24 protein-coding genes and 1 pseudogene are annotated in these 24,742 nt (G+C 56.1%); 17 read left to right on the forward strand and 8 right to left on the reverse strand.

Features of this window, described 5'->3' with window-relative positions; genetic code table 11:
• Positions 1-700 (forward strand): annotated as a pseudogene (locus tag VJ956_RS13620) (carboxylate--amine ligase); the annotation flags it as partial.
• Between the two features lie 131 nt (positions 701-831).
• On the opposite strand, the gene VJ956_RS13625 reads toward VJ956_RS13620, so the two are convergent.
• Positions 832-1,692 (reverse strand): LysR family transcriptional regulator, encoded by an 861-nt coding sequence (locus VJ956_RS13625; RefSeq protein WP_324085586.1) that lies wholly within the window; start codon positions 1,690-1,692, stop codon positions 832-834.
• Positions 1,693-1,816: 124 nt separating this feature from the next.
• Between VJ956_RS13625 and VJ956_RS13630 the strand changes: the two genes are divergently transcribed.
• Positions 1,817-2,107 carry a hypothetical protein gene (locus tag VJ956_RS13630; protein WP_324085587.1) on the forward strand — a complete coding sequence of 97 codons (291 nt, stop codon included), beginning with the start codon at positions 1,817-1,819 and terminating at the stop codon, positions 2,105-2,107.
• On the opposite strand, the gene VJ956_RS13635 is transcribed toward VJ956_RS13630, so the two are convergent.
• From VJ956_RS13635 to VJ956_RS13645, 3 genes are all read right to left on the reverse strand, one after another.
• Positions 2,086-2,781, reverse strand: coding sequence for an RES family NAD+ phosphorylase (locus tag VJ956_RS13635; protein WP_414674446.1), 696 nt, complete (start codon positions 2,779-2,781; stop codon positions 2,086-2,088). The genes VJ956_RS13630 and VJ956_RS13635 overlap by 22 nt on opposite strands.
• Positions 2,775-3,176, reverse strand: a complete 402-nt coding sequence (locus VJ956_RS13640; protein WP_324085589.1) for an MbcA/ParS/Xre antitoxin family protein — start codon at positions 3,174-3,176, stop codon at positions 2,775-2,777. Before VJ956_RS13640 ends, VJ956_RS13635 begins: the two co-directional genes overlap by 7 nt.
• 86 nt (positions 3,177-3,262) lie before the next feature.
• Positions 3,263-3,838 (reverse strand): ACP phosphodiesterase, encoded by a 576-nt coding sequence (locus VJ956_RS13645; RefSeq protein WP_324085590.1) that lies wholly within the window; start codon positions 3,836-3,838, stop codon positions 3,263-3,265.
• 167 nt (positions 3,839-4,005) lie between these two features.
• Here VJ956_RS13645 and VJ956_RS13650 point away from each other — a divergent pair, with 167 nt between their 5' ends.
• Positions 4,006-5,421 carry a TrkH family potassium uptake protein gene (locus tag VJ956_RS13650; protein WP_324085609.1) on the forward strand — a complete coding sequence of 472 codons (1,416 nt, stop codon included), beginning with the start codon at positions 4,006-4,008 and terminating at the stop codon, positions 5,419-5,421.
• 48 nt (positions 5,422-5,469) lie between these two features.
• Here VJ956_RS13650 and VJ956_RS13655 read toward each other — a convergent pair whose 3' ends face one another.
• Positions 5,470-6,132 carry an alpha/beta hydrolase gene (locus VJ956_RS13655; RefSeq protein WP_324085591.1) on the reverse strand — a complete coding sequence of 221 codons (663 nt, stop codon included), beginning with the start codon at positions 6,130-6,132 and terminating at the stop codon, positions 5,470-5,472.
• Between the two features lie 14 nt (positions 6,133-6,146).
• On the reverse strand, positions 6,147-7,352 hold the full coding sequence (locus VJ956_RS13660; protein WP_324085592.1) for a lysophospholipid acyltransferase family protein: 1,206 nt from the start codon (positions 7,350-7,352) through the stop codon (positions 6,147-6,149).
• 180 nt (positions 7,353-7,532) lie between these two features.
• On the opposite strand from VJ956_RS13660, the gene recQ reads away from it, so the two are divergent.
• Positions 7,533-9,395, forward strand: coding sequence for a DNA helicase RecQ (gene recQ, locus VJ956_RS13665; RefSeq protein ID WP_324085593.1), 1,863 nt, complete (start codon positions 7,533-7,535; stop codon positions 9,393-9,395).
• Here the strand turns inward: recQ and VJ956_RS13670 are convergent.
• Complete coding sequence (locus VJ956_RS13670; RefSeq protein WP_324085594.1) at positions 9,353-9,910, reverse strand: PaaI family thioesterase; 558 nt, start codon at positions 9,908-9,910, stop codon at positions 9,353-9,355. The genes recQ and VJ956_RS13670 overlap by 43 nt on opposite strands.
• A 242-nt stretch (positions 9,911-10,152) precedes the next feature.
• On the opposite strand from VJ956_RS13670, the gene VJ956_RS13675 reads away from it, so the two are divergent.
• The 4 genes from VJ956_RS13675 (at position 10,153) to selD (ending at position 15,165) form a co-directional block, all read left to right on the forward strand.
• The gene (locus tag VJ956_RS13675; RefSeq protein ID WP_324085595.1) at positions 10,153-11,685 is read left to right on the forward strand and encodes a bifunctional GNAT family N-acetyltransferase/carbon-nitrogen hydrolase family protein; all 1,533 of its coding nucleotides are present in this window, start codon (positions 10,153-10,155) and stop codon (positions 11,683-11,685) included.
• A gap of 116 nt (positions 11,686-11,801) precedes the next feature.
• Complete coding sequence (locus tag VJ956_RS13680; protein WP_324085596.1) at positions 11,802-12,212, forward strand: hypothetical protein; 411 nt, start codon at positions 11,802-11,804, stop codon at positions 12,210-12,212.
• A 44-nt stretch (positions 12,213-12,256) separates the two neighbouring features.
• Positions 12,257-12,889, forward strand: a complete 633-nt coding sequence (locus tag VJ956_RS13685; protein ID WP_324085597.1) for a helix-hairpin-helix domain-containing protein — start codon at positions 12,257-12,259, stop codon at positions 12,887-12,889.
• A complete protein-coding gene (gene selD, locus VJ956_RS13690) occupies positions 12,889-15,165 on the forward strand; it encodes a selenide, water dikinase SelD (protein WP_324085598.1) in 2,277 nt (758 codons plus the stop codon). The genes VJ956_RS13685 and selD overlap by 1 nt, the downstream gene beginning before the upstream one ends.
• Here the strand turns inward: selD and senB are convergent.
• Positions 15,149-16,135: a selenoneine biosynthesis selenosugar synthase SenB gene (gene senB / locus VJ956_RS13695; protein WP_324085599.1), complete on the reverse strand. Its 987-nt coding sequence runs from the start codon at positions 16,133-16,135 to the stop codon at positions 15,149-15,151. The genes selD and senB overlap by 17 nt on opposite strands.
• A gap of 154 nt (positions 16,136-16,289) precedes the next feature.
• On the opposite strand from senB, the gene VJ956_RS13700 reads away from it, so the two are divergent.
• From VJ956_RS13700 to VJ956_RS13740, 9 genes are all read left to right on the forward strand, one after another.
• Entirely contained in the window at positions 16,290-17,159 is an 870-nt protein-coding gene (locus VJ956_RS13700) for a putative selenate ABC transporter substrate-binding protein (RefSeq protein WP_324085600.1), read from the forward strand.
• Positions 17,159-17,809 (forward strand): ATP-binding cassette domain-containing protein, encoded by a 651-nt coding sequence (locus VJ956_RS13705; protein WP_324085601.1) that lies wholly within the window; start codon positions 17,159-17,161, stop codon positions 17,807-17,809. The genes VJ956_RS13700 and VJ956_RS13705 overlap by 1 nt, the downstream gene beginning before the upstream one ends.
• Positions 17,810-17,817: 8 nt before the next feature.
• Positions 17,818-19,284 carry an ABC transporter permease gene (locus VJ956_RS13710; protein WP_324085602.1) on the forward strand — a complete coding sequence of 489 codons (1,467 nt, stop codon included), beginning with the start codon at positions 17,818-17,820 and terminating at the stop codon, positions 19,282-19,284.
• A gap of 113 nt (positions 19,285-19,397) precedes the next feature.
• On the forward strand, positions 19,398-20,318 hold the full coding sequence (locus tag VJ956_RS13715; RefSeq protein WP_324085603.1) for an ABC transporter ATP-binding protein: 921 nt from the start codon (positions 19,398-19,400) through the stop codon (positions 20,316-20,318).
• A 28-nt stretch (positions 20,319-20,346) separates the two neighbouring features.
• Positions 20,347-21,108: an ABC transporter permease gene (locus VJ956_RS13720; protein WP_324085604.1), complete on the forward strand. Its 762-nt coding sequence runs from the start codon at positions 20,347-20,349 to the stop codon at positions 21,106-21,108.
• Positions 21,105-21,626 carry a DUF192 domain-containing protein gene (locus VJ956_RS13725; protein ID WP_324085605.1) on the forward strand — a complete coding sequence of 174 codons (522 nt, stop codon included), beginning with the start codon at positions 21,105-21,107 and terminating at the stop codon, positions 21,624-21,626. The genes VJ956_RS13720 and VJ956_RS13725 overlap by 4 nt, the downstream gene beginning before the upstream one ends.
• Before the next feature lie 75 nt (positions 21,627-21,701).
• Positions 21,702-23,168 (forward strand): DUF3336 domain-containing protein, encoded by a 1,467-nt coding sequence (locus tag VJ956_RS13730; RefSeq protein WP_324085606.1) that lies wholly within the window; start codon positions 21,702-21,704, stop codon positions 23,166-23,168.
• Between the two features lie 4 nt (positions 23,169-23,172).
• Positions 23,173-24,087 carry a DMT family transporter gene (locus VJ956_RS13735; protein WP_324085607.1) on the forward strand — a complete coding sequence of 305 codons (915 nt, stop codon included), beginning with the start codon at positions 23,173-23,175 and terminating at the stop codon, positions 24,085-24,087.
• A 131-nt stretch (positions 24,088-24,218) separates the two neighbouring features.
• Positions 24,219-24,742 (forward strand): PAS domain S-box protein (locus VJ956_RS13740; protein ID WP_324085608.1); only part of this gene is annotated, 524 nt, incomplete at its 3' end.

The following is a 24,742-nucleotide window of genomic DNA, read 5'->3' on the forward strand; positions in this document are numbered from 1 at the left end:
CACACTGGAAGAAATCGACCACATCCCGGACGAAGAATATCCGCTGCTGATGGAAAGCCATCTCAGTGGCTGGGAATTCGCGGTTGAAGCGTGGATTCACAATGGCAAGATCCAGTTCCTCAACATCTCCGAGTACGTAACTCTGGGTTATTCGGTGTTTGTGCCGGCTACCAAAGAGCTTGAAAGCTGGCGCAATGCGATCACCAAACAGATTGAACTGCTGATCAAGACGTTTGATATCAAGTTCGGCCTGATTCACCCCGAGTACTTCGTCACCGCAGACGGCGAGATGTACTTTGGTGAAGTGGCTTATCGCCCACCGGGCTTCAAGGCTTTCGAACTGATCGAAAAAGCCTACGGGTTCAGTGCTTACCAGGCTTCCATGCTGGTTTTCGACCCCAAGAGCACGAAAGAGGAAGTGGCTGCGTTCTTCCCCAAGGAAGTCGAGGGTGCGAAAGGTTACGCGGGCTGCTTCGGGGTGTATCCGCGCCGGCGTGTGGTCAGCAAGCTGGAGATGCCGCCGGAGTGTGTTGAGCATCCCTACTTCGAGTCTCACGAGCTGGTGGCGCCGACAGAAGAAACGGTTCCTGACCGTTCAGCCTTCGGCACCCACTGGGGCCTCGTGTTCTTCTTTGGTGACGATCCTATCGTGATGCGGGACCTGCTCAAGTCCCAGGAAGACCTGGATTTCTATGTCTAGTAACCGCTGTAGTGGTTGGTTTAAACAGACACAAAAGTAAAACAGGAGCTGATCAGGTTGTAGCAGCCAGAATGCCCGTGGTTGCCATCAGACGACCCGGGTGTTCGGGATAATTTCAAATGTGGCCGGTTTCAGGCGTTGAAGTTGGCGAAGGCCTCTTTTACGAAAGCCGCCAGCGCGTCGTTGATCGGATTGGCCTTACCTCTTACCAGAGCAATCTGGTAATTCCCCATTTCCGGCAGCCGGTCATCGCCCAGTTTGCGCAACGGTGGCCGAACAAGGCCCAACGGAAAAGGCGCGACGGCAAAATCGGCCAGCATGGCTGCCTCCTGCCCACTGGAGTGCTCGCAGGTGTAAGCTACACGGTAAGGTATGTTGGCCTTGTCCAGGGATTCCATTGCCATCCAACGCCAGACGCAGCCCTGATACGCAAGCGCCACCGGTAATGGCGACTGGTGCAGGGCAATGCCGCCCTCCAGCCCCGCCCATACCAGCGGCTCTGAATGCACTATTTCTCCGCGGGTTTGCTGTCCTTCGTTGCCAACCACAACCAGAGCCATGTCCAGATCGCCATAATTTACTTTCTGGAAATTGGTTCTGCTGCTGCCCACAACCACGTCAACCTGAACCGCAGGATACGATCGTGAGAATTGGGCCAGCAGGCGCGGCAGAATCCGGGTCCCGACATCGTCTGATGTGCCGAAACCGACCCGCCCTTCCAGTGCCGGGCTCAGAAACTGTTGCATCGCCTCTTCATTAAGTTTCAGAAGTCGGCGTCCATAACTCAGCAATATTTCACCATCGGCAGTCAGCCTGACCTGCTTTGAATCCCGGACAAATAATGTTTTCCCGACCGTTTCTTCAAGGCGCTTTATCTGCATGCTGATTGCAGAGGGCGTTCGGTGAACCTGGCGGGCTGCGCGGGTGAAACTGCCGTGTTCCGCGATTGCCACAAAGCTTTTGAGGACATCGTTGTCGAGTAGTTGCTGCATGACCTGGCCCTGTTCAATTTTTCTTAACCAGTTTATCAACTCTTTTCGTTTGATTGAACCTGAATGATCCCTCACCATTGTCATGGCAACACCTCAAGTACTGCGCAGCAGCGGGAGAAAAACCGTGACAACGACACAGCTACACACATCGGATCTTCACCGCAGGGCCCTATTCGCGGGCATGATTGATGCGCCCCGCAATCTCGCCAGGCAGATTGCCCGCAGGCGGAAATTTCGAAGTGCCTTTATTCCATTACTGACAGAGCGGGATCAGATTCTCTGCGATATCGGATATCAGCGTCACGATATTCTCCGGGCATTGCGGTTGCCACTGCGGGAAGATGCCATTGGTTATATCGAATGCAAACGTCTGACCCGTCCGACCGAGGCTGATCAGACCCGGCTGACGCGGTGAATTGCGCTGATGGTCCGGCCACTCCAGATAAATTCGAAGTGGCTGGTCTGAACCACACTTTTTACAGGCCGGGGAGTGAACAGGCCCCAACAGGTAGCACCGGGGTTGCGCACAGAGTGATAACGCAGGCCCTCGGCCCCGGCTTTGTAAAGGGTGTGGCCGAAAGCCCTGGCCGGCGCATAATTTTCCGGATCATAAATGGCATCACCGGGGTCCAGCTCAGTAGCGTCGCACCCTGAAATCTCCCCTGTTTTAAACTTCAGCCCCCTGAATACCAGTCTGTCGTAATCCAGCCCATGGACTCCGGACCAGTAACGTTGCTGATGAAAGCCTACTTCCGTGATTGCCGTGTTGACGGTGTCGGCCAGGTACAGCATGCCGAACTGGCCGTCACTGAACCGGCTGCCTTGAGGGTTTACATGGGTAAACGGACTGGTCGCGTAGGAGCAGCCGGGGATACCAAAAGGAATTTCTGACCGGCGGATCAGGCTCAGGTTGCCAATCTCGGTCTGGATTCTGGGGTTGGTCAAAGCCTGGAGCTGGTAAAGCAGTTCAAACTCACTCTCATCCGCTACATCATCAAACAGATTGATGGGTGGAAATCTGGAGTTCACCAGGCGGAAGCCGTTAACTGGCTCCAGAGCTTGCAGGACTGGCCGGGAGGTTTTCACCAGAGCCCGCCGCGCAGGGCATCAATATGCTTGAAGGTTTCATACAATGCTGCGAACTGGCCGGTGCTGATAATCTCCAGCGGACTCTTGCCATTAAAAAACGGGTTGTCGTTTTTTAATGCCATAAATCCATACACATTCCTGGGATTCTCGAACAGCGTACGTAAGCTGCCGTGGATGTTGAGCACATAACTCAAACGCTCAAGCTGGTCCTGGCTCAGGCTCGCCTGCCCGGGTGTTTTGCGGTATTTGTAATAGGCTGGTCGGGACACCTGAAGAATCTTCTGGACCTGTTCTGCGCTGCAACCCCAGTGGTCAAGAATCGTCAGCACCGTTTTCAGGCCAGCTGCCGACAGGCTGTTGTGCTCAGGACCCTGAATTGCCGGTGCCCGGTTCATTGCCGCCCTCCTCTTCTCGCTTCCCCGAATCCGGAACAGTCGCTGGCTGCTTGTCTCATTATAGACTAAAAATTTATATTGGTCTATCAGAAGACTTTTCTGGCGTGAGCCCGAAGATCGGGGAAAAAAGCCAGGAAATGCGCTTCGAGCTCGGAATCATATGTCTTTATTTCTTCAATAATGCCCTCGAATGAATGCCGGAAACGGATTCGGCTGGCCACGCGGTCAAGGGCAAAACCGATATTGTCCAGATCCTGGTAGGAGCGAAACCAGTCGTGCCGGGCTATCCGGTCGGTGACGAACCGCATTTTCTGGGGCATTATCAGGCGGTTTTCCTGCAGTTCCCGATAGACCTGATCAATGAAATCATCGACCGGTACCGAGCTGAAACGCTGCCAGTGACGGAGCAGGTAATGATCGTAGAGGATATCCAGAGCGACGCCGGCAAAGCGCCTTCTTCGGGTTGAGAACAAGCGCTTGCTGGCTATTACGTCCGGGTGCTGGTCGGTAAAAGCATCCACTGCGCGGTGATGGCGCAGGCCTTCGCATACGGGTGGGGGTAATATGGCCGGATCGAGTCCGCGGGCAAAATCTCCCAGCAGGCTGCCGACGCGGTGCAATTCGCTGTCAGGGGACAGAAACAGATGTGCCAGGTGGTTCAAATTGGCCTCTCCTGCCAGTTGTGAGTTCTGCGCCACGGTCTGAATATGACACACCGTCGCTGTCTTGCGAAAGCCATGGACCGGATGTATTCTGACGCCTCTCTTCGACCAGTCGGCTTGAGCATCCTTTGAGAAACCTGAGCCCCGTCATCTTCATTGTCAGCGTCATGTTTATACTTCTCAGTATTTTCATGACCTTGCCTGTACATCTTCTAGCCTATTCTGAAGTGCCCAATGCTTTGGCCTTTATTGAATCCGCGGCAATCTGCCTGGGTATTGGCATCGTTGGCATCCTTCTGACCCGTCGCCATGCCAGCGATCTCAAGCCCAGGTTCATGTTCGTGCTCACGGTGTCCAGCTGGTTCATTATTGCCCTGCTGTCCTGCCTGCCGTTTTATCTGAGCGATCTGGACATAACGCTGGCAGAGGCGGTGTTCGAGAGTACCTCCGGCATCACAACCACGGGCGCTACGGTTCTGTCAGGGCTTGACGGGATGGACCGGGACCTGTTGCTCTGGCGCTCGATCCTGCAGTGGATAGGGGGCATTGGCATTATCGGAATGTTCGTTGCCGTGCTGCCGTTTTTGCGGGTCGGTGGCATGCGGCTTTTTGCCACCGAATCTTCAGAGTGGACTGACAAGGCCCTGCCCCGCATGAAAACCCTCAGCCGGGGCCTGCTTCTGGTCTACCTGGTTTTTACCATCGTGGCCGTTACGGTCTACGCGCTGTCCGGCATGACTCTGTTCGATGCGTTTAACCACGGTCTGACCAGCATCGCCACAGGCGGTTTTTCGACGTCTGATCTGTCAATGGCCAAATTTGACTCCAATCTCATTCTGCTGGAAGCCACCTTCTTCATGATGCTTGGCAGCCTGCCCTTCTTCCTGTTTGTCCGGGAAATGTATGGCCAGCACGGGGTACTGTTCAGAGACCAGCAGGTACGGCTTTTCATCACCATTCTGCTGGTGGTGCCGGCTCTGCTGACCGCCTATCGCTGGTCCATTTCCAATGGTGATATGGACCCGGTCGACGGCTACGTGAATACGCTGTTCAATGTGACCTCGGTGGTGACGACCACCGGCTATGCCTCTGAAGATTATTCTGCCTGGGGCCCACTGGCGTTTGTGGTGTTTTTCTTCCTGATGTTTGTCGGGGGCTGCTCGGGCTCAACCGCAGGCGGGATGAAGATTTTCCGCTTCCAGTTATCGCTGATCGTGCTGCGGGAGCAGCTTATGCGGCTTTTACACCCTCGCGCCGTTTTCACCCGGAATTACAACCGCCGGGCAGTGAGCGATGAGATCATTGCCTCAATGATTGCCTACACCTTCATATTCCTGCTCTGCCTGGTGCTGATCACGACAGCCATGGCGGCATTACAGCTGGACTTCATCACCAGTCTTTCCAGTGCCCTGACCGTATTGACGAACGTAGGCCCGGGACTGGGGGAGATTGTCGGCCCCGCGGGCAACTTCGCGCCCCTGCCCGAAACCGCCAAGTGGATTCTGTCGGTGGGCATGCTGATGGGGCGGCTTGAAATTCTGAGTGTTGTTATCGTGCTCTCACCCGCGTTCTGGCGTAGCTAAGCGTCCCGTCTGGTTAATTCGTTGACCTACTGCTTGTCGCTCGGGACACTAGACCAGCAGGTGCTGCTTCAGGAATTTTCCGATATCCACAATCTCTTCCAGGCAGACACTGTGCTCCATCGGGAACGTCTGGTAGGCCGGGTTGAGCCCCATTTCCTTGAGCTTTGCCACGCTCACGCGCCCCAGCGATTCCGGCACCATGGGGTCACGGGTGCCGTGATAGACATTGACCGGAATGTCCCGGTTGGCCTCTGACAGCCTTACCGTTGCCGCCGTGGCAAAATAGCTCGAAAGTGCGATTAATCCGGCCAGGCGTTTCGGGTAGCTCAGCGCCAGCTCGTAGGCGACCGCCCCACCCTGGGAAAATCCTGCGATCACTATTTTCTCGCTGTTCACGCCACGTGCAATTTCCTGGTCCACCAGCCGCGCAACCGCATCCGAAGACGCCATTAACTGCTCTGTGTCGACAATGCGGTCGAGGTCCATGGCCTTGATGTCATACCAGGCCGGCATGCGCATGCCGCCATTGATGGTCACTGGCAGGTTGGGGGCGTGGGGGAAAATAAAACGCACTGCTGCATTGGCCGGCAGGCCCAGTTCCGGAACAACCGGCTCGAAATCATGGCCGCTTGCCCCAAGGCCATGAAGCCAGATAACAGATGCCGTGGGGTTCGGGTTGGTCTCTATTTCAATGGTTTTCAGGTCTTGCACGGATACCTCGGTTCTCAGGAGGATGGTTCACTGGATGTCGGCTCGTTCTGATTGGCCGCAAGCGCAGACACAACAGGGTTGGCGTACATGTCCAGCAGGTAGGGCTGGGCAGCGGGACTGCAGTCACTCAGACGCCGCTCCATTTCCGCTCTGGTTGCTTCCATATCAGCCGCCGACCAGGTTTCGGCGGTAACCACCGAGTCGCTGACAGATGCCTCTGTTGCATCGACGCCGGAACGGTCAGATCTTTGTTGATAGGCCACCAGATTTGACGCATGCAGGTGATAATTGGCGTGCATTTCATGGTCAATTCTGGCGGCAAGCTCTTTCGGGGTGTCCGGGGCATCGGCAATGGGCCGGCCAAAATGTACATGCACATGGCCTTTATGGCCGGTCAGTCCTTTCATGATGGACTCGGTGTCTTCATCCTTGGTTTTGGCGTAGTTACCGGTGCGTGCACGGGTTTCCAGTTCCCGCGCCTTGTCACGGTCGCAGGGATCGTACTCGTAGGCGATAGACACCGGAACGATGTGCAGCCGGTTCATTGCCTCGGCAAAACTCAGGCCGGTTTTCTTGAGCCCCATGTAGAACATCTTGATGATGGCCGGGTCGGTATGGTCCAGTCCATTTTTCGCCCGCCCTTCCCGCTGGGCAATCCAGATGCTGTCGTTGTGGTCGATACTGTGGCTGATAAAACCGGACAGGGTCAGGTAGGCGTCCCGCATTTCCCGGGGGCTGGTCATGTTACGCCGCACCACGAAGCTTTTGTTCAGCCGCATCATCTCGGCGAATACCCGGTTGGACAGAAGATTGTCGCCGATGGCAATGCGGGTGGTACTGAACCCGTTATGGAACAGCAGGTAATTGACCACCATCGGATCAAATACAATGTCCCGGTGGTTGGAGATGAACAGGTAGGCGCTTGTCTTGTTGAGGTTTTCAAGGCCACTCTGGGTTACCCGGCTGGTGGTATTCCCGATCAGTTCCCCGACATAGCTTGAGAGCTGGACCTGCAGGTCATTTATGGTGTCGACGCTTCCGAACCGGCGAAGCAGCCAGCGCCTGACCCAGCCACGAAGAAGCGCCGGAACCCAGCGCGCCAGAGCCGGTACCTTGAACCGGCCAACCATATCGAGAAACTCGGGATCCCTGACCAGATTATTGATCGCTGTCCGGGTTTCCTTATCGCTGTATGGACGGATTGCGTCAAATTCCTGCATGAAAGTCCTGTCTGTTGATTGCAGAAAAACCAGCATTGTAGCCGCCAAACCACCCATCTGTCTTCGGGGATTCAAAACGTTGATTGCACAGTAGCTGATTCTGAAGCTATCGGATCTGGTACTATATTGCCCTTGCTGAATGCTGCTCCCCATGCGCCCGGAAAAACCTGTTGCCAAACTATGACTTTTGAACAACTCAGCACCGTTCGCCCTGAAACTTCCGGCCAGAACCCGGAAGAGGTCCTGCACCGTGTTTTCGGGTATGAGTCTTTCCGCCCTCTGCAGGGTGATATTATCCGTGAAGTAGTGAATGGTGGCGATGCCCTGGTTCTGATGCCCACCGGCGGCGGCAAGTCGCTGTGCTATCAGGTGCCGGCACTGGTACGGGCCGGCACTGCAATCGTGGTATCGCCACTTATAGCCCTGATGCATGATCAGGTGGCAGCGCTGCGGGAACTGGGGGTCAGGGCCGCATTACTCAACTCCACCATGGACTTTCATCAGGCCCAGGAAACCGAAAATGCCCTCATGACCGGGGAGCTTGACCTGCTGTACTGCGCGCCCGAGCGGCTGATCCAGTCACGCACAATGAACCTCCTCAAAGCGGCGTCGCTGTCCCTGTTTGCCATTGACGAGGCCCACTGTGTGTCGCAGTGGGGGCACGATTTCCGTTCCGACTATCTGGAGCTCAGCCGCCTTGCCACTGAATTTCCGGCCATACCGCGAATAGCGCTTACGGCAACCGCAGACGAGCGCACCCGCAAGGAAATTGCAGAGCGCCTGTCGCTGACCCAAGCCCGTCATTTCATCAGCAGCTTCGACCGCCCCAACATCCACTACCGCATTGCCCCGAAAACCAATGCCAACAAACAGTTACTGAACTTTATTGGCACCGAACATAACGGTGACTGCGGCATTGTCTACTGTCTGTCCAGAAATAAGGTGGACGCAACCGCAAAGCTCCTCCAGAACCAGGGTTACAACGCCCTTCCCTACCACGCCGGACTTGACGGCAAGACACGCTCCCGTCACCAGGAGCGATTCCTGCGGGAGGACGGTGTAATCATCGTCGCCACCATCGCCTTTGGCATGGGTATCGACAAGCCGGATGTGCGTTTTGTGGCCCATCTGGATCTGCCCAAAAGTCTGGAGGCCTACTATCAGGAAACCGGGCGCGCCGGGCGTGATGGCAATCCTTCAACTGCCTGGATGGTCTATGGCCTGCAGGATGTGATCAAGCTGCGACAGATGCTGGAGGCCTCGCAGGGCAACGAACATTTCAAGCGGGTAGAACGGCAGAAACTGGATGCCATGCTGGGACTGTGTGAAGTTACCCGCTGCCGCCGTCAGGTGCTTCTGCGTTATTTTGGCGATACCCTGGACAACCCCTGCGGCAACTGCGACACCTGCCTGAATCCGCCGGAGACCTGGGATGGCAAGGTAGCGGTGCAGAAAGCCCTGTCCTGCGTGTTCCGCACCGGTCAGCGCTTCGGTGTCAGCTACCTGATTGATGTACTGCGGGGTTCCCGGAACGAACGCATTCTACAGTTTGGCCATCACACAGTTTCGACCTGGGGTATTGGCCAGGAGCTGTCCGCCAACGAATGGAAATCGGTTTTCCGGCAACTGGTGGCCAACGGCTACTTGCGGGCCGACCCGGACGGTTATGGTGCCCTGCAGCTTACCGAGGACTGCCGGCCCCTGTTAAAAGGCGAAGTGGCCATTGACCTGCGCAAGGATCCGGTGCCGAAGCCGGGCAAATCCCCGGGCACCCGTGGCGCTGTTCAGGGTCGCAGATTTGTCGATGAGGTGGTGGACAAGGAAGCCTGGGAGGCGCTACGGGCCTGCCGCAAAGCGCTGTCAGAAGCCAAGGGCGTTCCACCCTATGTGATTTTTCACGACGCCACGCTTTTCGAAATTCTTCAGAAGCAGCCCGAGTCGCTGGCAGAAATGGCCGACATCACCGGCGTGGGCGCCGCCAAGCTGGAAAGATACGGAGATCAGTTCCTGGCTGCATTAAAACCTTTCTTGCGAACCCGGTAATGTCCGATGGACGTCGCCACATGGTTGCCGTCCTTATCGTACATCAGTCCCTGAAGTTCGAACGCCGCCCTGCCCGTCTCATCTGCTTCGGCTTTAATGGCATCGACGGCCTGAGGGTCCAGGGCAAACTCGACCACCACATCGGAGTTGGCAGGCTGCAGAAACTGCAGTGTCATCTCCTTGAGTATGGGAGTGTAGGCCGGACCCACATCAAGGATTGTAAGCACGCCCCCGGGGATTTCCGCCACCAGAAAAAAAGCACCGGCGTACAGGCTGCCAAAATGGTTTTTATTGCCTTTCAGCGGGATACTGGCTTTAACAAACCCCGGGCGCAATTCAATGACCCTGAAGCCATTGCGCGGCGCAAACGGAATCGCAAGCCCGATCATCCGGTTTATGGCCACATAGCCACTGGTTCTGCGCAGCCATTGTAAAGGTGAGCCAAGGCTCGCGTCAGGGTCCGAGCCGGAAACCCACTGGCCGGTTGCGCCAATGATATTATCTACCCAGGTCATTCCGCCATTCTCCATTCATTGCCATTGCGGCACCGGGCCATAATTGACCGCCGGGCCAGGTTGCCACGCTGATTGTGATCTGAAATCAACCAGTTCACATTACATTGCTTACCGAAATAACAAAATTGGCATCGTCCTGATGCGAAGTCTTTCACCCGTTCTGATAAAATATTGATATGGATCAATCATGATGCTGGTTGTGGTTGCAACGATGACCACCCCACAGGACAGGAGCTGCGTATATGGCCCACGAAGAACTGCACCTTAATCTTCGGAACCTCGAAGTTGACGACTATGGTCAGCTGCAGGTTTTGATGGACAGAATTTACGATGATATCGGAGGTGCATGGCCAGTTGAAACAATCCGGGCGCTGGTAGAACAGTTCCCCGATGGTCAGATCTGTATTGAGGAATCCGGCGAACTCGTCGCCGTGGCGCTCACCGTCTGTGTGCAATACGACACCTTCAGCAACCCGCATACCTATGACGACCTGCTGTTCCGTAACGAGAAAATCCGGCATAACGCCAAAGGTGACTCGCTTTATGGTCTGGACGTACTGGTCGACCCGGAATACCGGGGTTATCGGCTCGGGCGCCGGCTTTACGAAGCGCGCAAGGAACTGTGCCGTTCCATGAACCTGCGAGCCATTCTGGCCGGTGGACGTATTCCGGGCTATTTCAAGTACGTGGACCAGTATTCTCCGGAAGAATACATTCAGCGGGTGGACCGCAAGGACATTTACGATCCGATACTGACGTTCCAGCTATCCAATGATTTTCAGGTTACCCGCCTGATGCACAAGTACCTGCCCGAGGATGAGAAATCACACGGTTATGCGACCCTGCTGGAATGGCGGAACATCCTTTACACGCCGCCCTCCTCGCTGCTCGATGCCAAAAAGACTCAGGTCCGGCTGGGTGCCGTGCAGTGGCAGATGCGGGAATTCACTTCGGTTGAGGAAGTGCTGGAACAGGTGGAATATTTCGTGGATGCGCTTTCAGACTACAAGAGCGACTTTGCGCTTTTCCCGGAATTCTTCAACGCGCCGCTGATGGGCCTGACAGATCAGGTTGATCAGACCCGGGCTGTCCGTTTTCTGGCCGGATTTACCGAGCAGTTCCGCAACGAAATGTCGGAAATGGCGGTCAGCTACAACATCAATATTATTACCGGTTCCATGCCATTGCTGGAAAATGACCGGGTCTATAACGTGTCCTATCTGTGCCACCGGGATGGCCGGGTTGATGAGCAGCGCAAGGTCCATATAACCCCTCACGAGCGTCGTGACTGGGTCATCGAAGGTGGCGACAGGTTCGATGTTTTCGACACCGATGCCGGCCGGGTTGCCATCATGATCTGCTACGACATCGAGTTTCCGGAGCTGGGACGCCTCGCGGCCCTCAACGAAGTGGATATCATCATGGTTCCGTTCTGGACAGATACCAAAAACGGTTATCTGCGAGTCCGGCACTGTGCCCAGGCAAGAGCGATCGAAAACGAATGTTACGTCGTCATTACCGGCAGCGTTGGTAACCTGCCCAAAGTCGAAAACCTGGATGTCCAGTACGCCCAGTCATCGGTATTTTCACCGTCGGACTTTGCCTTCCCCCACGATGCAGTGATGGCCGAGACCACGCCAAACACCGAAATGATCATGTTCTCGGATATGGACCTTGAGAAGCTGAAACTGGTCCGTAACGAAGGTTCTGTCACCAATATGAAAGACCGTCGTACCGACATCTACGAAATAAATACGGAGAGTTTGCCAAAATAACCGGGAGTAACTTGAAAATCTTTACGAGCCCTGTTCGTATAATGCTGAATAAATTGCCAAACCTGATCAGTATGGCTATTGTTTAACCAGAAACCTGGGGTCTGTAGATCAAGTCTATGTTGATGACGAATGAGGCATTGCCCGATCTGTTCGCACAGTTCAATGTAAAACGGGGTCTGTTCCGCCGCCGCGAGCGTGTGCAGGCAGCTCTGTTCGAGTTGGATGATTTCGGTTGTGTGATGAAGACCGACAAGCTGTTCGAACCGGGGGACAGCATTGTCCTCGACCTGGTAATGGAGATGCCGTTCGACGACATTCGGGCCGACGGCATAACCGGGCTTGTCACTGAACGTAGAAAGCACTGTAGCAACTTCTTTTATTCAGTTGATTTTTCTCAATTTAATGCTGGGGATAAGGCTGTTTTCTCAGAGAAGTTGCGACGCATAAGGCATGTTCTCCGGAAGAAACAGTCTCTCAGGTCCAGACGTACCACAGGGCCGTCGTCCAGTAGTCGTCAAACGGCCTGAATTTTAATCAGTTACGCCAAACCGCATGATCAGGAGCTATTGTGATGGGCAAGAAAACCAGCAAGCCAGATACTGATAAAGTTGTTGAACGGGTCAATAAAGAATTCGAAAAAACCTCAAACCGGATCGAAAAGCTGATCAACAATGCACTGAAACAGCTGGACGGGGTGCAGTCCCAGATTCAGGAGCCGGTCAAGAAGTTGCTGAAGGAAATCGACGAACTCAGGAGTCGCGAAGTGAAGCGCTTCAGTGAGGAGTTTGATCGTCGTATGGACGAGTTCCATGAACTCCAGGGCAATGTAATGGATCGCCTGGGTATTGCCAACGACAAGTCTGGTGCCACCAAAAAGAAAAAAGCGACGGCCAAGAAGCCAGCCACCAAAAAGGCATCTGCGAAAAAATCTGAAACCAAAAAAACCGCAGCGAAAAAACCGGCGGCAGCGGCCAAAAAGTCTGCATCTGCCTCCGCCAGCGCCGCAGCGAAAGCAGCCGATACCGGTGACCTTACCCGGGTGAAAGGCATCGGTCCGGCAACTGCAAGAAAAATGAAGGACGCCGGCATCACCGATATTTCCCAGATCGCCAATCCGTCTGCAGCGGATGAAGAAAAATTAGCGGCTTTCAGCAATGTCAAGGGATTCAGTACCTTCAGGGCGGAGGCTAAGAAAGTTCTTTAATGCAACAAACTGATCAGCCTGTATTACGGGACATCGTCCTGATCGGCGGTGGACACAGTCACGTTGGGGTTCTCAAGCGCTTTGCCATGAATCCCGTGCCGGGTGTTCGCCTCACTCTTATCTGTCGTGACACTCACACACCTTATTCCGGCATGTTGCCCGGCTACGTGGCCGGGCACTACAGCTATGATGAGGTTCATATTGATCTGAGCCGCCTTGCTGAATTTGCCGGTGCCCGCTTCTATCGCGACGAGGCCGTCGGCATAAACCGCGATTCCCGGAAGGTGCTTTGCCGTTCGCGCCCGGACGTACCCTACGATCTGCTGTCGATCAATATCGGTTCGTCGCCGCGAGTCGGTGATGTTCCGGGGGCAAGCGAGCACGCCGTGCCGGTCAAGCCGATCAACGGTTTCAATCAGCGCTGGCTGTCGTTGCTTTCCGAGCTTGAAAACCATGACGGGCCATTAAGCGTTGCCGTCGTTGGCGCCGGCGCCGGGGGTGTCGAGCTTACCCTGGCAATGCAGTACCGGCTGCGTAATGAGCTGAAAAAACGCGGCCATGACCCGGCCCAGCTTCAGTTTCACCTGTTTGACGCCCAGCCCGAGATTCTTCCGACTCACAATGCCAATGTGCGTTCGCTGTTCAAGGCAACCCTGAGAGAGCGTAGCGTAAAACTTCATCTTGGCTCTGCGGTATCGCAGGTCGATGAAAACACGCTGCACACCGACAACGGCACAGTTGTTGAGGCGGATCACGTGCTCTGGGTCACCCGTGCTGGCGGCCCTGCCTGGCTGCAGAATACAGGTCTTGCGCTGGATGAAGGCGGCTTTATCCGGGTTCGGGACACTCTGCAGACCGAAACCGATGATTCCATATTCGCGGCGGGTGATATTGCCGACGTTATCAATCATCCCCGGGAAAAAGCCGGTGTGTTTGCGGTTCGCCAGGGGCCGCCGCTGGCCGATAATCTGAAGAATCTTGCTCTGGGCAAGTCCGCGAGACCTTTCACGCCCCAGAAAAAATGGCTCGCCCTGATCAGCACCGGCGACAAATACGCCATCGCCTCCCGTGGCGACCGGTCTTTTTCCGGAGCCTGGGTCTGGCGCTGGAAAAACTGGGTCGATCACCGCTTTATGGCGAAATTCAATGATCTGCCCCGGATGGAGGAGTCGGCCGCCCTGCCCGACACCGGCGCGGCCCAGAACCCGGAAGAGGCCTCCCAGGCGATTTCTGCGGTGGCCATGCGCTGTGGCGGGTGTGGCGCAAAAGTCGGCAGCACCGTGTTATCCCGTGCCCTGGGCGAACTCCGTCCGATTGAACGTGATGACATCATTATCGGCCTGCATGCGCCGGATGATGCAGCGGTCTTGCAGGTTCCGCCTGGCAAGGCTGTGGTGCACACCGTCGATTTCTTCCGGGCGTTCATTGATGACCCCTATATTTTTGGCAAGGTCGCGGCAAATCATGCCCTGGGTGATGTGTTCGCCATGGGCGCCGAGGCTCAGAGCGCCACCGCGGTTGCTACTGTGCCATACGGCATCGAGTCAAAAGTGGAGGATGTGGTGTTCCAGATGATGACCGGCGCTGTTGAAGTGCTTAACGAGGCAGGCTGCGCCCTGGTCGGCGGCCATACCGGTGAAGGCAAGGAACTGGCGCTGGGCTTTGCGGTAAACGGTCTGATTGATCCTGAGGAAGTGATGAGCAAGGGCGGCCTGCGGGCCGGTGACGCGCTGATTCTGACCAAGCCCATCGGTACCGGAACCCTGTTCGCAGCACACGCAAAGCTTGAAGCCAAAGGACGGTGGATCGACAGTGCGCTGGCGTCGATGATCCAGTCCAACAAAAGCGCCGCAGAATGTCTCAACCGATACGGCTCCAAAGCCTGTACCGACGTTACCGGTTTCGGTCTGCTGGGCCACCTGGTGGAAATGACCCGGCCCTCGGGCGTTGATGCCGAGCTGAGCCTGGGTGCCATACCCATCCTGCCGGGAGCCGCGGAAACCGCAGCCGCCGGTATTCTGAGCTCACTTCAGCCCGCCAATATCCGGTTGCGGCGGGGTATCCGGGAGCAGGAAAAGTGGGTGAAGCACCCGCGCTACCCGCTGATTTTTGATCCCCAGACCGCCGGTGGTCTGCTGGCCAGCGTACCTGCGGATCAGGCCGAGGCCTGCGTTGCGGAGCTGAAGGCTCTGGGCTATCCCCATACCGCAGTCATCGGCCGGATTCTTGCTCAGGACGAAAACGGGCCCATCGAGCCAATTACCCTGACTGATTGATTTTTGCTCTCTGTGCCCTTGCCTTTTCAATCGCCGCCGCCAGTGAAGCCTGTTCGTTCTCGGGGGTGAAATCGGCGGCCAGGTAGCTGACTCGCTGAGTCAGTTCTGCCAGAAACCCGGATGATTTTTCGGCCTTCGCGAGCAGGCGCGCCAGGTCCTGCTCATCCCCCGTTCTGAAATAGCCCGGGTAGTCATCGCCGAGCAGCCCGATATTGCCGGAAATATCCGATGCAATCACAGGCAGGCCGGCCCGGCAGGCTTCGGAAACCACGTTGGCGCCACCTTCCATGACGGAACTGATGACCATTAACCGGGAACGCCGCATCAGTGCCTGAATGTCCGGTTTATCGACCTCGCCAAGCCATTCAAACCGTGGATTGGCCGACTGTTCTTCCAGGGCTCTGATCTCCCACTCGGGAGAGTGAGCCTTGCCGGCGTTGACTACTTTTATGATGGAGTCATCCGGCAGCAGGCGCGAGGCCAGTGCCGCCCGCAGTGAATCTTTCTCGTCCCGCAGATGACCGATAACGCAGACCAGAAAATGGTCGTCCGGGTTGTGATCGTCCGACCGACCCGGCTGGTCAGCCGATTGCAGTACCGTGGCCAGTTTTTCACAGAATTTCGACGGGATATCGAGTTTTACCCGCTGATGAAGTCCGATCAGACAATCCGCCCGTGTCATGGAATCCAGGGTTTCCCGGGGAAAGCGGTACTGATGATCATAGATGTCAGTCCCGGTAAGCGCGACGATGACCGGGATTTGCGGATGTTGGTCCTGAAAGCTTGCCACAGCCTGGTGGCTGCGCCAGGCATGCAGTGCAATGACAAGGTCACAGGGCTCATCGCGGAATTCGGTAACAAGGTGTATCCGGTGACCTTCCCGTTCCAGCAGCCTTGCCCAGCGCTCGGCCGTTGCCCGGTTGCCGGCTCTCGACCCCGCCGGCGCCGGTGTGATGATAACAATGTCCATTGTTACAGAACCTGAGCTGTTTGAATGATCAGATCGTATAGATGTTTCTGATGATGGTAAATCACGGTATGCTGTTGCGGCCTTTGTTTACGGCATCCGATGCTTGAGTCAAACACATTTCTAACAATTCATCGCTGATTAAAAGGACATTAACATGGCCCTGAAGCTGATTCGGAAACTGGTCACCGCTGGCGTACTGGTATTTGCCTCTGCGGCAGCTGTTTCCGCGCAGACACTCGTATTCACTGCAATTCCCGATGAGGATGAAACCAAACTGGTAGAGCGTTTCCGTGGCATTGCCGACTACCTGGAAGAGAAACTGGATGTAGAGGTCCGTTATATCCCGGTCAAATCCTACGCCGCCGCAATTTCCGCTTTCCGTAACAACCAGGTCCAGCTTGCCTGGTTTGGTGGTCTGTCCGGAGTCCAGGCCCGCTCTCTGGTCCCCGGCTCTCAGGCCATTGCCCAGGGTGTTGAGGACAAAGCCTTCTACTCCCATATCATTGCCCACAGCAGCACGGGTCTAGAGGAAAGCGAGGAGCTGCCCGAGGAACTCAGGGGCAAAACCTTCACCTTTGGCTCGAAGGGTTCCACCTCCGGACGTCTGATCCCGGAGTACTATATCCGTGAAGCCTTCAATGAAGCTCCGGAAGAGGTTTTTTCCCGCGTTGGTTTCAGTGGTAACCACACGCGCACCCTGCGTCTGGTGGAATCAGGAACCTATGAAACCGGTGCCATCAACTTCTCGGTGTGGAACAAGGAGCTTGAGAACGGCAACGTTGATACCGATGCCGTCAAAGTGATCTGGACGACACCCAGCTACCCCAACTACCAGTGGACCATCCGTGGTGATGTCAATGAGCGGTTCGGTGAAGGCTTTATGGATCGTGTCCAGCAGGCATTACTGTCGATGGAAGACAAAGAATTACTGGAAAGCTTCCCACGCTCCGGGTTCATTCCCGTCTCTAACGATGCTTACAAGCCCATAGAAGTGGTTGGAAAGCAGATCGGAATCATTGATTGATGTCAGGGTTTGATCTGACGGGCCTTTCGGCCTCGTTCGGTGGAGAGCGGGTCATTGGCCCGCTCTCCATGAACGTGGAAGAAGGTGATCGTGTCGGCCTTGTGGGTCGCAGTGGTGCGGGCAAATCGACTCTGATCAGCCTGATTCATCAACAGGTCGGCCGTGACTCATCGCTGGTGCCACAGGATCTTGGCCTGGTCAGTGCCCTGCCGGTGTTCCACAATGTGTTCATGGGCCAGCTTGATGCCCATTCCACCTGGTACAACACCCTGACACTCATCCGCCCGTTCAGACGGGATGCATCATCGGTGCGGGGCCTGCTCAAAGAACTCTCCATGCCGGAGAAAATCTGGGTTCCCACCGCCTCGCTTTCTGGCGGTCAGCGCCAGCGGGTGGCAATTGCCCGGGCAGTATTCAGACAGTCTCCGCTGCTACTGGCAGACGAGCCGGTCTCGGCGCTGGATGGCCCCATGGCCCATCTGATCATGAAGCTGCTGAGAGATCGCTTCAATACCAGTGTTATCGCCCTTCACGACGTGGAGCTGGCGCTGCAGTACTGCACCCGGATTATCGGCATACAGGATGGTCAGATTGCCCTGGATGAACCCAGTAAGCGATTGAATCCCGCTGATATTACCCCTCTGTACTGACACTGATCATGTTTTCATCTCCCACGGTCCGAACCAGCTTTATCTTTCTTGCCATTGCTATTGCAGGCCTGGCTTTTGCTGATATTGCGATTACCGCGGCAAATCCGTGGAAAGACCTGGGTCGCTTCTTTCTGGGCGTGGTTACACCGGATTTCTTCAGTTCCGAAGGCGTTGCTACTGCCCTGCTACGTACCGTTGCCTTTGCTTTTGTCGGCGTGGCTCTGGGCAGTATCTGCGGTTTCCTGCTGTCACTGGTTTACCGCAATGTCGTTGTCAGAACCTTCTGTGCCTTTATCCGGGCGATTCACGAGCTGTTCTGGGCGCTGATCTTCCTGCAGTTTTTCGGCTTTCATCCGCTGACCGGCGTATTGGCGATTGCCATCCCCTACTCCGGGATCTTTGCCAAGGTCTATTCCGAAATTCTCGACGAAACGGATCCGACGCCGGGTCGCCTGTTGCCGCCCGGGACCGGGGTCGTTTCCGCGTTTCTGTATACCCGTATCCCCGACTGCTGGGTCCAGTTGAGAACCTATACAGCCTATCGCCTGGAGTGCGGTTTGCGCTCCAGTGCGATTCTCGGATTTGTCGGCCTGCCGACCCTGGGCTTTTACCTCGAGTCTGCATTTTCCCAGGGCCACTATTCCGAAGCGGGCGCCATGCTCATCCTGTTTTATGTGCTCATTGCCACCATGCCGCTCTGGGTCAAACCCAGACTATTGCCGGTGTACATTGTGGGCGCGCCGTTTTTTCTGGGCGACGGGCTGCCCATCGTCTGGGGCAACGTTGCGCGATTCTTCAGCGAGGACATAGTGCCTTCACCCATCAGAAACGGTGAAGGTATTTCCGGCCTGCTGCCATGGCTGAATGATGTGATGGTTACCGAAGCCTTGCCGGGTATCTGGAACACCGTCGTGTTAACGCAGATTGCGCTCGTTGCCACCGGTATTATCGCGCTGCTGGCCTTTCCGCTGATCTCAACCCACTTTGGTGGCCCCGTTCGCCGTACCGGCGGCCATGTGTTTCTGGTGATCGCCCGTTCCACGCCTGAATACATCCTGGCTTACATACTGCTCCAGCTCTGGGGGCCGTCGATGTTACCCGCCATCGTTGCCCTGGCGTTGCACAACGGTGGCATTATCGGCCACCTGATCGGGCGCCAGACCAGTACTATCCGGTTACGGCCGGACGCTGCCACAGGCATAAACCGCTACACCTATGAACTGGTACCCAGGGTGTACCGGTCGTTTCTGGCTTTTCTGTTCTATCGCTGGGAAATCATCATGCGGGAAACCGCCATTCTGGGCATTCTCGGCATCTACACGCTGGGTTTCTATGTCGACAGTGCGATACAGAATATCCAGTTCGACCGCGCCATGGTGCTGATCATCATAACGGCGCTGCTGAATATAGGCGTGGACATACTGGGTCGCTATATACGCCGGAAACTGGCGCTCCAGACAATGCCGACCTGCTAGTGTCCGGTTTTTCCGAGTGCCAGCTGCCGTTATCACCAACTGCAAAGCTTCCTATATGAACGGGCGGCATGAGAAAATAGCGCGCTTTTTATTTCCAGCCACAGGACAACCCAGTGCATCCGGATATTTCCGTAAAACACCTCAATAAAACCTACGGTGACGGCTTTCAGGCCCTTAAAGACATAAACCTGGAGATCGAAAGCGGTGAGATCTTCGCCCTGCTCGGTCCCAACGGCGCAGGCAAAACCACCCTTATCAGCATCATCTGCGGTATTGTCAATCTGTCGTCGGGTGAAGTAAGAGCGGCGGGTCATGACATCGTTCGCGACTACCGCCAGGCCCGGCAAAGCATCGGCCTGGTGCCTCAGGAACTGAGCACCGACTCGTTCGAAACAGTCTGGGGCACTGTCAGCTTCAGCCGGGGCCTGTTTGGCAAGCCCCCGTCCCCAGGCCATATCGAAAAGGTTCTCCGTGATCTTTCGCTTTGGGATAAACGTGATAACCGGATCATGTCCCTGTCCGGCGGGATGAAACGCCGGGTGATGATTGCCAAGGCACTGTCCCACGAACCGCAGATCCTGTTTCTGGACGAACCCACAGCCGGTGTGGACGTGGAGCTTCGGCGGGACATGTGGAACATGGTCCGCAAGCTGCGAGAGAGTGGTGTCACTATCATCCTGACCACCCACTACATCGAAGAAGCCGAGGAAATGGCGGACCGCATCGGCGTTATTCGCGATGGCGAGATCATTCTGGTGGAGGAAAAAAACCGGCTGATGAGCAAGCTGGGCAAAAAAGAGCTCAGGCTGCAGCTGCAGGAACCACTTGAACAGATTCCCGGTGAGCTGGCACTTGATCCGGTCTCCCTGTCCGGAGATGGCTACGAACTGATCTACGCCTTCGACTCCCAGGACGAAAAGGCCGGTGTTGCGAGACTGCTGCGGATGCTGGGAGACATCGGCATCGAATACCGGGATCTGCACACCAGTGAAAGTTCGCTGGAAGACATTTTCGTAAATCTGGTACATGAATAACCTCAAAGCACTCAGGAGCCTTACCCAAATGAACCTTCATGGTGTAGGTGCAATCTATAAATTCGAGATGGCCCGTATGCGTCGTACGCTGATGCAATCGGTGGCGTCGCCGGTGATTTCAACCTGCCTTTATTTCGTGGTGTTCGGATCCGCCATCGGCAGCCGCATGGGCGATATCGACGGCATCAGTTATGGCGCCTACATCATTCCCGGCCTGGTCATGCTCTCGCTGCTGATGCAGAGCATTTCCAACGCCTCCTTTGGCATCTATATGCCAAAATTCTCGGGCACCATTTATGAAGTGCTTTCGGCGCCGGTTTCCTATCTGGAAGTGGTGCTGGGGTATGTCGGCGCTGCCGCCACAAAGTCCATGATTCTGGGGATCATCATACTGATCACCGCCAAACTGTTCGTAAATTACGATGTGCTGCATCCGTTCTGGATGTTCGTTTTTCTGGCGCTGACCGCCATCACCTTCAGCCTGTTCGGCTTTATTATCGGGATCTGGGCCGACGGGTTCGAGAAGCTCCAGATAGTCCCGCTGATGATTGTGACGCCACTGGTTTTTCTCGGCGGCACTTTCTATTCCATCGACATGCTTCCGGAAGTCTGGCAAAAGATCAGCCTGCTGAACCCCGTGGTCTATCTGATCAGCGGTTTTCGCTGGGCGTTTTATGGAGTCTCGGACGTGCATGTAGGCATCAGTGTCGGCATGATCCTGCTTTTCCTGACAGCCTGCATGGTCACCGTCTGGTGGATCTTCAGAACCGGTTATCGGCTCCGCTCATGATCAGCATCAGGAGTTCGGTCTCCAGCATCAGGCTCCTGGCCCCCATTCTGGGCCTGCTGTTCTCCGGGTGCCTGTTGGCCCGACCGGACCCCGGGTCGTTGCCCGTACAGCAGGCCTGCCTGGTAGCCGCGGAGCAGGCCACGCCAATACGGATTGAAATTGCCAGGACCCCGGCACAACGCAGTCGCGGACTGATGCAAAGGGCATGGTTGGCGCCGGACGCCGGCATGCTGTTTGTGTACCGCGACCAGCGCCGCGCGGACCACAGCTTCTGGATGTATCAGACCCTGATTCCGCTGGACATTGCCTATCTCGACCGCGACGGAGTCATCCTTAACATACGCCAGATGACGCCCTGCCCGGCTGAGCAGGCAAAGGACTGCCCCACCTATGCGGCCGGGGTTCCTTATTATCTCGCTCTGGAAATGAATCTGGGCTATTTTGATAATCACGGTTTCGAGGCAGGCGACCGTCTTTCCCTGGACCCTTCGGACTGTCGCAGTGTCCCGTCTGGTTGATTCGCAGTAGGTCAACGAATCAACCAGACGGGACACAAGGCGACCTGCGCCGCTTCCTGATGTACCCTGTACCCCATGAAAGAACTCAAGAAACAACGCCTCGCCCTGGAAAAACAACTGGCTGCCGCTACCTCTTATGAGCATTGGCATACCATCGCCACTCAACTCGATGACCTGGAGGACAATCTGGCCTGGCGGGAACAGGGTGGCTGCGAGCTTCTTCACGAAGCACTGATTCGCCAGCATATCGATGCCATGGCGCGTTGCAGGGAAAACGGTGACACCCGCGCCCTCGCCCGCGTGCTGCAGGAAAGCCTCTACCGGCATCTGGGCGAAATCGCCAATCCGGATCTCTATGCCGTCGCCTGGACCGGCACCAAATACCTGGTCACTGAATTTCTGGACGAAGTGGAAAGTGCCATGAATTTCATCTGTGACCACGAGATGCCGGGGGTGACCGAGCAGCAAAAGCTCCGCATGTTCCGGGATGCCGAAAGGGTTTATGGTCGCCCGGCACTGATGCTCAGCGGTGGCGCGGCTTTCGGGATCTATCATATTGGTGTTACTCGCGCACTCTGGCGACACCGCCTGTTACCGGATGTCATTGCCGGTTCCAGCATGGGTGCGGTAGTGGCCGGCGCCATCTGTACCCGTAACAGCCAGGAACTTGAACATTTTTTCAATGAGCCCGGCGAGATCTACCTGAAAGCGTTTCGCTGGCTGCGGCCCGACCGTATCTGGCGAAGAGGTCACGCCATGGACCAGACCCAGTTACTCAAGCTGATTCAGGCCAACATGAGCAGCACCAGTTTCCACGAGGCGGCGGAGCACAGCGGGCGAACCCTGAATATCTCGGTATCGCCCACCAGAACCCGCCAGAAGCCCAGACTGCTTAACAACCTGACCTCGCCCGAGGTTCTTGTCGACTCGGCGATCCTGGCTTCCTGTGCCGTGCCTGGCATCTATCCGCCGGTAACGCTGCAGGCCCGCGACAGCGACCAGGGGCCAGACGGGTGTAAACCCTACATGCCCACGGAACGCTGGATGGACGGCAGCGTGCATGGCGACCTGCCGCTGATGCGCATGGCGCGGCTGCATAATGTCAACCGCACCATTGTCAGCCAGGCCAATCCCCATGTGCTGCCGTTTATCAGCCATCACCACGAGCGTGGCCGGGGCGCAACGGCAAAACAGGCCGCGACTTCAATACTGCATGCCCAGGTGGCCAGTGCGCTGCAAGTGACCCGGAACAGCTGGTCATCAACCCTGTTGCGGCCCTTGATGGAACAGGCTCATGCCATGACAACGCAAACCTACCTGGGGGATATCAATGTGCACTTTCCGTTCCGGCCGTCGCTGTATCGCAAGGTGCTTGCCAATCCCAGCCGCAAGGACCTGGACATGTTTATCCGGCTTGGTGAGCAGGCTACCTGGCCGCGACTGGCAATGATTCGCGACCAGACCCGCATCAGCCGCCTTTTCAGTGACTGTATCGCACGGCTGGAACGGGCCTGCATCGCGTCCGACAAGGCCGGAGACTAGCGACTTGCAGACGACACGGGTCAAGGGCCTGACCATTGCCGCCCTGGGCGTTCTGTTTATCGTGCCGGATGCACTGCTGGTCAAGATCACCGCGGTAGAGCCGGTGGTATTCCTGTTCTGGCGTGGATTGCTGCTGGCGATCAGTTTTCTGGCAATCAGCTGGCTCAGATACCGGGACCGGCTGAACACCGAAATCAGGCGCTGCGGCTGGAAGGGAATATTCTGCGCCGGTGCTTTCGCGGTAAGCACACTGGGGTTTGTGGTGGGCATGAAAAATACTGCGGCCGGCAATGTCCTGGTTATTCTCAACACCGCGCCGGTCATCGCCGCCCTGATAGCGTGGCTGGTCTGGAAGGAAACCCTGCCCTGGAGAACCTGGGTTGTTATTCTGGTGTGTGTGACCGGTGCCACCCTGATGGCAATCGGTGAATGGGGCAAAGGCGATCCCCTGGGACTGGTGATGGCGGGTGTGGCCGCCACCGCCCTTGCCTCCAATCTCAATGTGGCCCGCTCCAGGCCCGACTGTGACATGAGCGTGATGCTGATGTTCGGGGCTCTGGCACTCGCCCTGGTGGCGGCCGCCATGGGGGGCGCCCAGACCCTGTCGGCGCGGGACGGGTTTTTCATTGCCCTGCTCTGCCTGGTGTTCCTGCCCGCGGCCTGCATTCTGATCCAGATCGGTCCCCGTTATATTCCGGCGGCCGAAGTCAGCCTGATGCTGTTGCTGGAAACCGTGCTGGGATCTTTCCTGGTGTGGTTGTTTCTGGATGAGGTGCCACCAACCCTGAGCCTGATTGGCGGCGTGATTGTCTTTTCGGCATTGGCGACCCATGGCTGGATCGAAGTGAAACGCTATCGCAAAGCCAGGTCGGAGCGGGTCGTCCGGGGCGACGATTCCGGCGCAGACCGGGCGTCATAAAGCCGGGGAGTGAGTCAGGAGTGCGCTGAGCCAGACCTTGCAAACATCACCTGGATGGTAAAAAATAAACTGTATAAAATAGAGACATGCAACAGGTTAGTGAACCAGTCACCTACTGGAAAGTATGGAAAATGAAGTTTGACGACATCAGCTGGATGATTAACCTGATTCCGGATGCGGCATTGCTGGTCTCAAGGGAACAGAATATTGTCGTTGCCAACTTGCCGGCAGCGGAAATGTTCAACACCACTGTGGCAAAGCTTGAGGGAAAACCCCTGAACCAGCTGATTCCCTATCCTTCAAAGGCTGAACATCAGGAACAAGTGGAAAGATTTTTCAGCCAACCCAGGACGCGGCCTATGGGAACCGGGGCAGAATTCCGGGGGCTGCGCGAAGATGGCAGCATTTTCCCGATCGACATCATGATAAGCCGGATTGAGATCGCAGGTGATGACTACGCTATTGGCATCATTCGAGACGATTCCGAACGGGCTGAAATCCGGGCAATGAAAGAGACACTGGAGTTGACCAACGTGCGCCTGGCCAGAACCCAGGATGTCGGAGGGCTCGGGTGGTGGGAATCAGATCAGCGTCAGAAGCGGATGATATGGTCAGCAATGATTCCGCAGATCCTTGGTGTGAGCGAGACCATTGC

This window comes from Marinobacter sp., assembly GCF_035268745.1.
Taxonomy (GTDB): Bacteria; Pseudomonadota; Gammaproteobacteria; order Pseudomonadales; family Oleiphilaceae; genus Marinobacter.